The 13,121-nt window shown below is 37.8% G+C and carries 14 protein-coding genes; 9 read left to right on the forward strand and 5 right to left on the reverse strand.

The genetic code is table 11. The annotated features are described in order from the left end of the window. Window position 1: 1 nt before the first annotated feature. Together H4J57_RS05390 and H4J57_RS05395 are read left to right on the forward strand one after the other, a co-directional pair. Window positions 2–583 carry a cytochrome c oxidase assembly protein gene (locus H4J57_RS05390; protein WP_182214466.1) on the forward strand — a complete coding sequence of 194 codons (582 nt, stop codon included), beginning with the start codon at window positions 2–4 and terminating at the stop codon, window positions 581–583. A gap of 52 nt (window positions 584–635) precedes the next feature. Beyond that, a complete protein-coding gene (locus H4J57_RS05395; RefSeq protein ID WP_182214464.1) occupies window positions 636–1,520 on the forward strand; it encodes a cytochrome c oxidase subunit 3 in 885 nt (294 codons plus the stop codon). Between the two features lie 78 nt (window positions 1,521–1,598). On the opposite strand, the gene H4J57_RS05400 is transcribed toward H4J57_RS05395, so the two are convergent. After that, on the reverse strand, window positions 1,599–1,814 hold the full coding sequence (locus H4J57_RS05400; RefSeq protein WP_182242174.1) for a DUF2909 domain-containing protein: 216 nt from the start codon (window positions 1,812–1,814) through the stop codon (window positions 1,599–1,601). 56 nt (window positions 1,815–1,870) lie between these two features. On the opposite strand from H4J57_RS05400, the gene H4J57_RS05405 reads away from it, so the two are divergent. From H4J57_RS05405 to H4J57_RS05425, 5 genes are all read left to right on the forward strand, one after another. Then, the gene (locus tag H4J57_RS05405; RefSeq protein WP_182242175.1) at window positions 1,871–2,602 is read left to right on the forward strand and encodes an SURF1 family protein; all 732 of its coding nucleotides are present in this window, start codon (window positions 1,871–1,873) and stop codon (window positions 2,600–2,602) included. 25 nt (window positions 2,603–2,627) lie between these two features. Next, window positions 2,628–3,188, forward strand: a complete 561-nt coding sequence (locus H4J57_RS05410) for a hypothetical protein (protein ID WP_182214460.1) — start codon at window positions 2,628–2,630, stop codon at window positions 3,186–3,188. Window position 3,189: 1 nt separating this feature from the next. Beyond that, window positions 3,190–4,197 carry a heme A synthase gene (locus H4J57_RS05415; protein ID WP_182242176.1) on the forward strand — a complete coding sequence of 336 codons (1,008 nt, stop codon included), beginning with the start codon at window positions 3,190–3,192 and terminating at the stop codon, window positions 4,195–4,197. 9 nt (window positions 4,198–4,206) lie between these two features. Continuing rightward, window positions 4,207–5,151, forward strand: a complete 945-nt coding sequence (gene cyoE, locus H4J57_RS05420) for a heme o synthase (RefSeq protein WP_182214456.1) — start codon at window positions 4,207–4,209, stop codon at window positions 5,149–5,151. A gap of 175 nt (window positions 5,152–5,326) precedes the next feature. After that, a complete protein-coding gene (locus tag H4J57_RS05425; RefSeq protein ID WP_182214454.1) occupies window positions 5,327–5,968 on the forward strand; it encodes an SCO family protein in 642 nt (213 codons plus the stop codon). A 58-nt stretch (window positions 5,969–6,026) separates the two neighbouring features. On the opposite strand, the gene H4J57_RS05430 is transcribed toward H4J57_RS05425, so the two are convergent. Next, window positions 6,027–7,076 (reverse strand): polysaccharide deacetylase family protein, encoded by a 1,050-nt coding sequence (locus tag H4J57_RS05430; protein WP_182221317.1) that lies wholly within the window; start codon window positions 7,074–7,076, stop codon window positions 6,027–6,029. Between the two features lie 93 nt (window positions 7,077–7,169). Here H4J57_RS05430 and H4J57_RS05435 point away from each other — a divergent pair, with 93 nt between their 5' ends. Next, complete coding sequence (locus tag H4J57_RS05435; RefSeq protein WP_310733554.1) at window positions 7,170–8,537, forward strand: MATE family efflux transporter; 1,368 nt, start codon at window positions 7,170–7,172, stop codon at window positions 8,535–8,537. Here H4J57_RS05435 and H4J57_RS05440 read toward each other — a convergent pair. Together H4J57_RS05440 and nfuA are read right to left on the reverse strand one after the other, a co-directional pair. Continuing rightward, window positions 8,527–8,781: a hypothetical protein gene (locus H4J57_RS05440; protein WP_182242177.1), complete on the reverse strand. Its 255-nt coding sequence runs from the start codon at window positions 8,779–8,781 to the stop codon at window positions 8,527–8,529. The genes H4J57_RS05435 and H4J57_RS05440 overlap by 11 nt on opposite strands. A 58-nt stretch (window positions 8,782–8,839) precedes the next feature. Beyond that, complete coding sequence (nfuA, locus tag H4J57_RS05445) at window positions 8,840–9,418, reverse strand: Fe-S biogenesis protein NfuA (protein WP_070375496.1); 579 nt, start codon at window positions 9,416–9,418, stop codon at window positions 8,840–8,842. A gap of 244 nt (window positions 9,419–9,662) precedes the next feature. On the opposite strand from nfuA, the gene H4J57_RS05450 reads away from it, so the two are divergent. Beyond that, window positions 9,663–12,239 carry a M14 family zinc carboxypeptidase gene (locus H4J57_RS05450; protein ID WP_182242178.1) on the forward strand — a complete coding sequence of 859 codons (2,577 nt, stop codon included), beginning with the start codon at window positions 9,663–9,665 and terminating at the stop codon, window positions 12,237–12,239. A 61-nt stretch (window positions 12,240–12,300) separates the two neighbouring features. On the opposite strand, the gene H4J57_RS05455 is transcribed toward H4J57_RS05450, so the two are convergent. Further along, complete coding sequence (locus H4J57_RS05455; protein ID WP_182242179.1) at window positions 12,301–13,107, reverse strand: ComF family protein; 807 nt, start codon at window positions 13,105–13,107, stop codon at window positions 12,301–12,303. Window positions 13,108–13,121: the final 14 nt, after the last annotated feature.

Genomic DNA, 13,121 nt, shown 5'->3' on the forward strand with positions numbered 1-13,121 from the left:
TATGAATAAAGGTGACGAATTGCAAAATTCAAATAACAAAGATAGCACTGCTATAACGAAAAACAATCAAGTGATAAAAAAGCTGGTTATGATTGTTTTTGGTATGTTTGGTTTTGGTTTTGCACTTGTCCCTTTGTATGATGTGTTTTGTGATATTACTGGTTTGAATGGAAAAACGTCAACCACTGCCGCCGCTGTCTATAATGTTGAGCAGATTGACACAAAAAGAATTGTTACGGTGCAGTTTATTAGTCGAACCGCCCAAGGTATACCTTGGCAGTTTGAACCTATGGTCCGTGAAATAAAAGTTCATCCCGGTGAAATGAAACTTGTTAAATTTTATGCAAAAAATGAATCCACTCGCGATATTATTGGCCAAGCAGTTCCGTCAGTATCGCCCGGTTTAGCCGCCGCGTATTTTCAAAAAATTGAATGTTTTTGTTTTACGCAGCAACCGCTAAAAGCGAATGAAGAGGTAGAAATGGCGTTACAGTTTTATGTTGACCCAGAATTACCTGAAGATATTTCAACGCTAACTTTGTCTTACACTTTGTATGACGTGACCGGAAAAGTGGAATCGTAGCAATTTATACTGAGCACTTAGCGTGTAACAGTATTTGTTTAGGGGAATAATAATGACAACAAAAGAATATGAAAGTTATTACGTACCATCACAAAGTCATTGGCCAATTGTTGGCGCAGTGGCACTGTTTTTAATTGCTGTTGGCGCCGGGAACTATGTTTCTACGTTAAATAGTAGCGAAGGTGGCATTGGCGGTTACATATTGCTTGCCGGCATTTGTTTAGTTATATACATGCTCTATGGTTGGTTCAGTAACGTTATAAACGAATCGATGGCAGGTAAGTATAGCCATCAAATGGATAACTCATTTCGTCAAGGAATGAGCTGGTTTATCTTTTCTGAAGTGATGTTTTTTGCAGCATTCTTTGGTGCCTTATTTTATGCCCGCACGTTATCAGTACCTTGGTTGGGCGGCGCAGATAATAATGCCATGACTGGTGCTGTTTTATGGCCTGAGTTTGTCGCAAGTTGGCCGTTATTAGTCACACCAGATGGAACCGAAACAACTCAAATGGGCTGGTATGGCCTACCGTTAATTAATACTATTTTGTTATTAACGTCTTCAATTACTGCACATTTAGCACATTCAGCCTTAGAAAAAGATAATCGTAAAATGCTGAAAATATGGTTAGGTTTTACCATATTATTAGGTGTTGTCTTTTTATTCTTGCAAGTTGTCGAGTATATGCACGGCTATTCAGAAGAAATGAAATTGTACTTAACCAGTGGTATCTATGGTTCAACTTTCTACTTACTGACCGGTTTTCATGGTATGCACGTTACCTTAGGTACCGTCATGCTTATTGTGGTGTTTTTAAGGGTGTTAAAAGGCCACTTTACCCCAACAAATGCTTTTGCTTTTGAAGCGGCAAGTTGGTATTGGCATTTTGTTGATGTGGTTTGGGTGATACTGTTTGTTTTTGTTTATATCGTATAAACAATTACTGATATAAACGTTTAAGAAATATTGTAGGTGAGGCTAGCTTCACCTACTTTTTATTTTTAAGCGAGTTGATTAGAACGGTCGTGGGTGTGGCGTAATAACGCCTGTTAAAATAGCGACTAACATAAGTATAATAATGAAGGCTGAAATCATCACGCGTCGGCCAATAAATTTTGACATTGACGGTTTACTTGGGTCATTTTTGTTTAAGACAAAGAGTGCCTGAAACAGGCTAAATACCATGAAGATTAAGCAGCCAATAATAATTATTTTTATCGCAAATGCCATTTAAAAATTTCCTATGTTGTTATGTTCGCTTTAAGCATATTTAAGGAATTAATTGTTTGAAAAATTTTATATCAAACATTCGCCTACCTTGGTTGATATTTACCCTACTTGTTTTTTCCGGATTAGTAAAACTCGGATTATGGCAAAGTGATCGTGCTTTACAAAAAGAGCAACGCATCGCAACCATTACACAATTGAGCCAAACACAAGCCTTGTCAATTTCTCAAGTGCTCTCAGAAAAAAATGAAATTAATGATCTACCGATCACTATGTTTGGGGAATTTGATAATAATACTATTTTTTTATTAGACAACCAAACGAATAAAGGACAATTAGGTTATCGTGTTTATCAAGTGTTTAATAGTGGTGAGCAGGCGGTCTTAGTTAATTTAGGTTGGGTAGTAGGTTCTATAAATCGTCAAGAAATTCCCGATGTGCAGGCTATTACTGGAAAGTATCAACTATCAGGCCACGTACGTAAAATAGAGCAAGGCATAATGTTAATGGAACAAGTCTTGGTTAAAGGTGAGTGGCCATTGCGTGTTCAGCAGATAGAATTAGATAAATTCTCAACATTAATTTCACGTCAACTCTTGCCCTTTGTCGTCTACTTAGATAAAACAGAGAGTGTGGGTTATGAAAAAAATTGGCAACCAATTGTTATGCCACCCGAAAAACATCGTGCTTATGCCTTTCAATGGTTCAGTTTAGCGATAGCATGGTTATTGTTGATGATATGGGCGTCAATTAAGTTGGGTAAAAATAGTGAACAAGCGTTAAATCACTAATAAAAAAATAATAAGGTCTAAGTGTATGAATGATGTATCACAGAAAAAATCTCGTCGTAGTATGGTCATGGTGCTGGGCGCTTTTATCCTCCCTATCGTGTTAGCAAAACTCGCCTTAACTCAAAATTGGCTTGATTATGGTGTGACGAACAAGGGCACTTTAGTTGAGAATGAACTGACTTTAGAAAAGTTAGGTTTGAGTCAACCTGCTTTACAAAAAACTTGGTCAATTATTTATAGCTTGCCACAGCATTGTGATGATCACTGTGAACAAACGTTACTTAGTGTTAATAACTCTTACATAGCCCTGGGTAGAGAAATGCCCAGAGTAAAGCGCGTCGCACTTTCTCCTAATCCACTCTCACCTCAGCAAACGGAAAGGTTAACTGAAAACAGCTGGGTGATTATTTCTACTCCAAGTCTAGTTGATGACTTTTTATCAGATACCAAAGTCTTAGTTGTTGACCCTTTAGGTAATGTGGTTTTATCTCATAAACCACCGACAAATGATGATGCTCAAGCAATGTTTGGTAAAGAAATTTTAGCAGATATGAAGAAATTACTTAAGTATTCAAGGGTGGGTTAAGATGAAAAATCGTGTTAATCATCGTGTTCGTACCTTAGTCTTAATTAGTATTCTATTAGCACTAATCGTGGTTAGCTTAGGTGCTTATACGCGCTTAACGCATGCGGGTTTAGGCTGTCCAGATTGGCCAGGTTGTTATGGATTAATTGATGTACCAGCAACCGCAGAACAAATTATTAAAGCAGAGCAAGCATTTCCAGAAAGAAAAGTTGAAGTGCATAAAGCATGGAATGAAATGATCCATAGATATTTTGCTGGTGCGTTGGGTTTATTAATCCTAGCGATAGCATTTATGTCTTACCGACAACGCGATCAAGGTACGCCTTTAAGGTTACCGATGTTAATACTCGCGGTGGTTGTTTTTCAAGCGGCCTTGGGCATGTGGACCGTAACCATGAAACTAATGCCGATTGTCGTTATGGGTCATTTACTTGGTGGTTTTACAACCTTGAGTTTGTTATTTTTATTATACTTACGCTTGGCTGATTTTAGGGTACCAGGTGGTGATTTCGCCATTAAGAAATATGGTAGATACGGCTTAATTGGTATTGTACTGTTAACAGCACAAATAGGTTTAGGGGGCTGGACATCGTCAAACTATGCTGCCTTGGTTTGTACTGAATTACCTATTTGCCAGTCAGGCTGGCAAGAGCAATTGACCTTCGAAGATTCATTTGATTTGATCCCACCAGAAAAAGACAGTTACGAATTTGGTCATTTATCTCATGCTTCACGTGTAACGATTCATGTTGTTCATCGACTGGGAGCCATTGTCACTGGGCTTTATCTTTTTTGGTTAGCATTAATGGTATTTCGAAAATCTCAATCTGCATTTTTTAAGAATGCAGCTATTAGCTTAGCGTTTATTCTTAGTTGCCAAATATTATTGGGTATTAGCAATATCTGGTTCTCATTACCGTTAGCAGTTGCGGTGAGTCATAACGTGGTAGCAGCATGTCTAATGTTGTCTTTGATCACGTTAACCTACAGTTTACGACGGAAATTATAAGGAATACTTATGAGCGAATCAGTATCAACAGAAAGCCCAAACGGGCCAGCAACTACACCTGAAGTTATAGAGACTAAAACCGCTATTTGGCGAGATTATTATGAAATCACTAAGCCTCGTGTAGTGGCACTCTTAGTGTTAACCGCTTTAGTGGGTATGTGTCTTTCTGTTCCGGGTACCATTCCATGGCAAGTACTTATTCCTTCAATGGTGGGTATTGGCTTTTTATCATCAGCCGCCGCCGCGATAAATCACATTGTTGATGAACGAATTGACAGTATTATGGGGCGAACTTATAACCGGCCCGTTGCTACGGGACGTTTAACGCCGAGAAATGCGACTTTGTTTGCTATGTTTTTAGCGGTCAGTGGTTTTGCCATTTTATATAGCTTGGTTAATCCCTTAACGGCATGGCTTACTTTTGCAGGTTTGGTGGGTTACAGTTTTGTTTATACTATGTATTTGAAACGTGCTACGCCTCAAAATATCACGATAGGTGGCTTAGCTGGAGCCATACCCCCACTGTTAGGTTGGACAGCAATGACCAATGAAATACACCCTAATGCTTTGTTATTAGTGTTATTGATTTTTACTTGGACACCTCCACATTTTTGGGCTTTAGCGATACACCGCAAAGATGAATATGCCAAAGTAAATATTCCCATGTTGCCGGTAACCCATGGGGTAAACTTTACAAAAACCCAAATTTTACTTTATACCGTGTTACTTTTTGTTGTTGGCTTGTTACCTTATTTAGTGGGAATGAGTAATTGGTTATATTTAATTGGCGCAGTAACATTGAATCTGATGTTTTTTGCTTACGCCTGGAAACTTAAGTTTAATGCCGATGAGAATACGGCAATGGACACCTTTAAGTTTTCAATCGTACATTTAATGGGCTTGTTTATTATCCTATTACTTGACCATTATTTATTACCTATGATACCAAGCTGATCAATTATCTGATCATTGTTAAGGGTAAGGACAAAGCTACTTCGATATAATATTTAGTAGTAGGGTAACGACTTACTAAATTTTATATCGGGTATTTATCTATTTTTCCAGATGAAAAGTAGACCATTTAATCAGTCAAATGGTTATTGGATAAGACAAACGGAAATAATTAAATATGAACAAGTTGTTGTATGTCATTGTCGCCCTTGTTGCTGGTGCGGTAGGTTTTTTTGTCTTTCAAAAAGCGACAGTATTACCACAGCCTGAACACGCTTTATATTATCAGCAGGTTCGGGAAGTTAAGCCATTTCAATTAACGAATCATCATAACCAAGCCTTTACCAAAGAACAATTAGCCAATAAATGGTCGTGGGTATTTTTAGGGTATACTTCTTGTCCTGATGTTTGCCCGACTACATTACAAGAACTAAACTTTGTTTATGACGATTTAAAAGCGATCAGTAAAGATACACAAATTTTGTTGGTTTCTGTTGATCCTAGTAGAGATACGCCAGAAAAATTAGCTCAGTATATAGCTTATTTTAATGAGGAGTTTATTGCGCTTACGGGTGACCATGGTGTGTTATTTCCGTTTGCTCGTAACCTTGGCATGATGTACGCGATTAACGAGCCTGAAGGCGATGAAGCTGACAATAATGGTTACTTAGTCGATCACAGTGCTTCTTTAGTGTTAATTAATCCACAGGGAGATATCGCGGCTATTTTTAAGCCTAGACAAGCCTTGGGTGTATTACCTACCATTGATGGCGAGAAACTGGTCAGTGATTTTGCAAAAATTGTAAAATTAGCTGAATAAAGGAAACTTGTCATCCTTAACTTTATGGGCTGACAAGTTTATTAAATCGCTATATTTGTTAAAGCGGATACCACTGCATACCTTCTTTTAAGACAAACCAAGGCTTTGAGTACCAATAATAACGTCCTGGCTCACTAATACTTGGCGCGGTACAGTTACAGCGAACACGGCCAATGGGCAAGGGCGCGCTATAATTAATGGTAAAACTATTTTCTTCTTGCCATTCTATTTTTTGTCGACCTAAACCCGAAATATAACAGTTCAATTGTGCGGGAAGAAAATCTTCAACGACAACATCAAAAGTCACTGATTTTGATTGGTTATACTCGACAATAGTACTTGCATTCTCATTACGTAAAGTCATGTTGAAAGGTAAAGATTTTAATTTATCACGCAGACTAGATATTTGATCATAGGGCTTTGAAGCAGGAAAACGTGGCACGCTTGTTAAATCTGTTGCTAAGCCTACGGCTCCTGATTGTTGTGAAAAAGCAATAAAATCGTTTTGTGCTACCCATTGTTGTACTGCCGGAGTGTACTCACCATAAGGGTAGGCAAAATAGCGCCAACTTTGTCCGGTTTTTTCTTTAATAATACTTTCAGCCTCTAATAATAGTTCAGTATGTTTTATTAGCCATTGCTGTTCGGTTAAACCTTCACTAATACGGGCCATAGAGTCATGTTCCATGCCATGGTTAGCTATAATAACGCCTTGATCAGCCATCGTTTTAAGTTGTTGCCAAGTAAGATAGTTACTCGAGCCACGCTCAACAATGGCAGGGTTGATAAAAATCGTAAAAGGATAATTAAATTTGTCGAGAATAGGCTTACCATTGAGTAGAATATCAAGATAAGCATCATCAAATGTTATTGCCACTGTTTTGTCAGTAATAGGTTGCTGTTTCTTGATAGAATTCATTAAATCTGAAAGCGCGATGACATTGAAATTGTTATCAGATAAATACTGCATATGAATTTGAAACTGTTCCGGTGAAATACTAGTACTTGCCGGTGTTTTGTCACTAACATGGTGATATTGTAAAATTACAGCGGCAAAGCTAGAAAAGTGAAAGCAAGATAGCAATAGTGCAGGTAATAAAAATTTCATGAGTGAAGCCCTTGTTTAGTCAGTCATAAAAATAGCGCGTTTTGCTTTCTTTTTATAGTAAATTTTCAGGTAATTTTTATATGGAATACTTTTTTGAACGTTAATACTATCAACCACCATAAACAACTATTCCTCATCGCCTTACCGATGATTTTTTCAAATATCACCATACCTCTTCTAGGCTTAGTTGATACTGCTGTTTTAGGACATTTAGACCAAGCCTATTACCTAGGTGGCAGTACAGTCGGGGCAATGATTATTACCTTTGTTACTTGGTTGTGTGGCTTTTTACGTATGTCGACTACAGGTCTTACCGCTCAGGCATTAGGTGAAGAAAACGCACAAAAAAGTTTATTGGTTCTGCTACGAGGTTTGTTAGTGGCTTGCTTAATTGGTGGTGCACTGATTTTGTTACAGTCTTTTTATCTTGATCTGAGCTTAGGTTTAGCCGGAGGATCTGAACAAATACAATTTTATGCTAAGCAATATTGTGATATCCGTATTTGGGGTTTGCCTGCTGCGTTATCAAATCTTGTTATATTAGGATGGTTGTTGGGCAATCATAAAGCTAAGGCTGTAATGTGGATATTGATCGTCACTAACCTAATTAACTTGTCGCTAGATCTATTGTTTGTCTTAGTGTTTGATTGGCAAGTGCAAGGGGTGGCGTCAGCAACGTTAATCGCTGAATATTCAGGTGTTATTATAGGGTTGGCTTATATTATCTTTGCGCAACAGACAGGTAATCGACAACCCCTAAAAAGTATATTAATAAAAATGGTGGGAAAATTTACAGCTATCAGAGATCAGTTATTTGAGAAGTCAGCGCTGACCAATTACTTTCAACTTAATCGAGATATTCTTATTCGAACACTGTGCTTAGAGATTTGTTTTGTCTTTATTACTTTTCAAGGGGCTAGGTTAGGGGATGATGTTATTGCAACTAATGCCATTTTAATGAACTTTGTTTTGTTAATCTCATTTGGATTAGACGGCATTGCCAATGCAGCAGAAGTGTTAGTGGGGAAAGCACAAGGGCAAAAGAATCTTAAACAGCGTAATTTTGTCGTTAAAATCGCTTTATTTTGGACGGGACTCTTTGCGCTCACTTATAGTGCACTCTTTGCCATAGCAGGTGATTTCTTGATTGGTTTACTAACCGATATTCCAGAGGTTGTTTTCTCGACCGAACAATATGTACATTGGATGATTATCTTACCGGTATTAGGCTGTTGGTGTTATTTATTTGATGGTGTTTTTGTTGGTCTAATGAAAGCCAAAGTGATGCGAAATAGCATGATAATTGCGACCTTTGGTTGCTTTTTTCCAATGTGGTGGCTATTACAAGGCTTTGGTAATCATGGGTTATGGGCTGCATTTAGTGTGTTTTTGCTGGTTCGAGGATTAAGCTTAGCTTGGCATTATTATCGCGTTATAGAAAAACAACCCATTAGTCTTTAATTTTTTTATTTGTCTGACGATCAAAAATATTGAGTAAACGATTAGCAAAGATCCCACTGTAACCCCAAGCAGAGGTTAACAGACCAATAGCTAAAAAAACAATGCCGGCGATTTGCCAATAATAATGGTAATAGTAACCGATAAAAATTAAGCAAGCGCCAATAGCAAAAAGACCAAGTCCGCGAGTAAAAAGCACTAAGCTTCTTTGCGGGTCTTGGCCTAATTTTTCAAGTATTGTTATCATTTTAAATTAATGAATAACTCAGCAGTCAGTATAGTTGTCAGGTTAACGAACAAATAACTTAATAGTAAGAATGATCACCACGTTCGTGTTCAGTCATATCACGAACACCTTTTATCTCGCCTGCCATTGTTTCGAGAAGTTGTTTTTCGATGCCATCTTTTACAGTGACATCAATTTGACTACAACCATTACAGCCACCACCAAATTGTAGAATAGCGAAACCGTCATCAGTAATTTCCATTAACGTACACTCACCACCATGGCCAGCTAACTGTGGATTAACTTCTGCTTTTAAGAAGTAGTCAACACGTTCGAATAATGGCGCATCGTCATTTACTTTTCTTAATTTAGCATTTGGCGCTTTTAAGGTTAATTGTGAACCCATTTGATCTGTGGTGAAATCTATTTCAGCATCTTCTAAGTACAGCTTACTGTCACCGTCAATATAAGCAGAGAAGTGTTCGAATTTCATTTCAATATCTTCAGGTTCTATCGCGTCAGCTGGGCAGTAAGACACGCCACACTCTGCACTAGCAGTACCTGGATTAACAACAAATACACGGATACTTGTGCCTTCTGCTTGTTGTTCTAATAATTTAGCGAAATGCGATTGTGCTGTTTCGGAAATATTGATCATCACGGTTATTACTCTCTTACACTTGTTACCAAAATTTCTCTAAAGTTTCTCACGGACCTTAGAGATTGAAAATATTAATACCTGACTAATTTAGTCAGGTATTAATATTTTACGCTGTTATCTACCTATACGCTAGTGAAATTATAGTTAATTGAAATAACAATATGATAAAAAGAGACAGTTATTCTGGTGTGTTTCGATAGATTTTGGTATTTTATTGTTATTGAATTCAAGGATATATTTTATGTTACCACGATTGTTTTTAGCCGTGCTGGTCGGTTTTTTTATTTTTTCACCATTGAGTTATGCGGCAAAAGTTACCGACTATTTACCAACCGATCACACTTACAATCAAGCTATTCCAACCCCAGAAAGCTCATTAGGCTTTGGCATTGGCGAGCGACATATTCGTCATGATCAACTCCTCAACTACATCAAAGTATTAGCAAACAGCTCAGAGCGGATCACACTGACGGATATTGGACAGACCCAAGAACTACGCCAGCAAGTGCTATTGACGATTTCTTCTAAAGGTAATTTAGCTAATTTGAGTAAAATATTGGCAAAAAGATCAACCACGGGGAGCGCCGATGACATCAGTTCACCGTTAGTCATTTGGCTTGGCTACAGTGTACACGGTGATGAAATTAGTGGCGCTAATGCGGCAATGGCCGTGGCATATCATTTGGCGGCAAGTGAAAACACTGATATAAAACAAATGCTAGAAAATACCCTGATTGTTATTGAGCCAAGTATTAACCCTGATGGCATGGATAGATTTGTGCAATGGGCGAATATGCATCGCGGCAGCACACCTAATGCGGATCCTAATCATATCGAGCATCACCAAGGTTGGCTTACCGGTCGTACCAACCATTTTGGTTTTGATCTTAACCGTGACTGGTTATTACTCGCACAAAAAGAAAGTCAACATAGATTAGCGTATTTTCACCAATATCAGCCTCATGTATTAGGCGATTTTCATGAGATGAGTGCCAATGGCAGTTACTTTTTTCAGCCAGGCATTCCAACGCGTACTCACCCATTAACGCCAAGTGCCAATACAGAAATGACACAACTTTTAGCAACCTATCATGCGAAGGCACTTGATAAAAATGATCGCCTTTATTACAGCCAAGAAAATTTCGATGACTTTTATTACGGGAAAGGCTCTACTTACCCAGACATTAACGGTGGAGTCGGTGTTTTATTCGAACAAGCAAGTAGCCGAGGTATGCAACAAAATAGTGATAATGGCTTATTAACCTTTGAGTTTGGTATTCAAAATCACGTATTAACTTCACTCTCTACCATTGAGGGGGCTTGGAAAAATAAGACCAAGCTACTGAGTTACCGGAAAAACTTTTATAAAGAGTCAGAAAAATTGGCTGATCAAGAAAGCTTTAGTGGCTACTTATTACATGAAACACATGATTTTTATCGCCTCAACGTCCTACTTGATAAATTAAAACAACATCAGATTAAGGTCTATCCGCTGACTGAAGACTTTCGTTTAGCTGGCGTTGTTTATGCTAAAGAACATAGCTTCTATGTGCCATTAGACCAGCGTCAGTATCGAGTTATTCAAGCGTTGTTTTCGCAGCAAACTCAGTTCGAAGACAATACCTTTTATGATGTTTCGGGTTGGACAATGCCACTGGCAATGGATATAGACTTTTATCGGGTTGGTCGTACTTGGGGACTAAAACTGGCAGATAATGCTTGGGAGAAGCCAACAAATATAGCGGATAACAGTGGTATTGAGCAACAGGCGTATGCCTACGCATTTGAGTGGCATCATTTTTTAGCACCCAAATTACTCAATGACTTACTTAATAAAGGTATCAAAGCAAAGGTTGCTACAAAAACTTTTTCGTCACGATTTAAACTTGATGGAAAAATGGTTAATAAAGATTTTGCGCGAGGCAGTATTATTATTCCTGCGGGCATACAAACGCAATTAAATTGGCGTGATATTGTCACGCAAAGTAGTCAAAAAATTGATATACCTATTAATAGCTTGTCGACGGGATTAACCGTTAAAGGTATAGATATAGGTAGTGGTTCTTTCCGGTTATTATCGCCAGTAAAGGTTTTAATGCTCGGTGGTAAAGGCGTTTCTCAATACGAGAGTGCAGAGATGTTATTTTATCTTGACGATACCCTGTCTATCCCTGTAACGGTTGTAGAGCAGCAGCGTTTAGCAAAAATTGAGTTAAGTGGTTATAGTCATATTATTATGGTTGATGGCAAATACGATTCTCTTGGACAAGATGATGTCGATAAAATAGCGGCATGGACAAAAAGTGGTGGTGTCATTTTTGGGCAGAAACGAGCAGCTAAATTTTTATCAGAATATGAATTACTGGCGATGAACTTCGTTACTACTAATGAAATCAACCAGTTATTTGATACGGATAATGTACGCTACCAAGACAAAGAAAAACTGGCTGGGCGTAAACGTATTGCTGGCGCGATTTTTGAGTCAAGACTCGATACCTCGCATCCGTTAGCTTATGGTTATACGGATAACCGTTTACCGTTATTTCGCAACAGTACATTAATTTTGCAACATAGTTCAAAGCCGTTTATCTCAGTGGCGAAATATAATGCACGGCCATTATTGAGCGGTTATGCTGATAAAAACATGGTCAATCGAGTGGCAAATTCTTCAGCTATAGTCGCCCATAATTATGGTAATGGGCGAGTTATTGCCAGTACTGACAATTTAGCTTTTCGTGGCTATTGGTTAGGCAGTTCAAAGCTAATAGCGAACAGCTTATTTTTTGCTAAAGCATTTAACGCTTCTACTACTCATTAATAATTTGTTGAGAGATGAAAAGATTTAAATTGTGTAAAGCTAACACCGTATAAGTTAACTTTTATTGAATTTTGTTATTAGGTAAAGATAAACAAAGGCTTAATACGGTAACTTTTTTAACGCCATTAGCTTTCAATAAACGACAAATTTCATTACACGTTGAACCTGTTGTTACCACATCATCAAGGAGCAATACGTGTTCAGGTAAACGTGATTGTTGATCGCTTTTATTGACTAAATATTCGCTTGACAGTTTAAAGGCATGCCGTAAATTTTTACGGCGAATAACACCGGTTTGACCTGCTTGGCTTTTATCGTGACTAATACGCTGCAATGCATCTGGACAATAGGGCATTTGTGCAAGGCGGGCAAAATCTTCTGCCAATAAATGCGCTTGATTAAAGCCTCGCGTTTGCCATTTTTTCATGTGTATTGGTACGGACAATAGTAAGGGTTGATGGGGACAATGCGTATAAGGTTTATTTTCATACGGTAAGGCGTTTTTCCATTGTTTAAATAATAAAACACTCAGTAAAGGGACAAATTCAAAACGGCCGTGATACTTTAGTTGCCTGACCCATAAGTCTATGGGCCATTGGTAAGCTGATACTGAGATTAACTGATCAAAAATTCTTTTAGGTAATATAGTATTTATCGCTGGCCAGGTTAATAAATCACCGTGTAATTTTTTTAAATCAAAAAGTGGTAAATCAGCCAAGCAAAAATCACAAATAAGCGCTTGGCTTTGACAGCGACCACCACATAAGTCACAACAACTTAATTGTGTTTTAAACAACTTTAAACGATCAATAAAGTTAAATGATTTTTGTTTTAAATATTGAATAAATTTTACGTGGTTAAATTCCATTTAATACCTTCTTT

The sequence above is a fragment of the Colwellia sp. BRX8-7 genome, from assembly GCF_014077275.1.
Taxonomy (GTDB): domain Bacteria; phylum Pseudomonadota; class Gammaproteobacteria; order Enterobacterales; family Alteromonadaceae; genus Colwellia_A.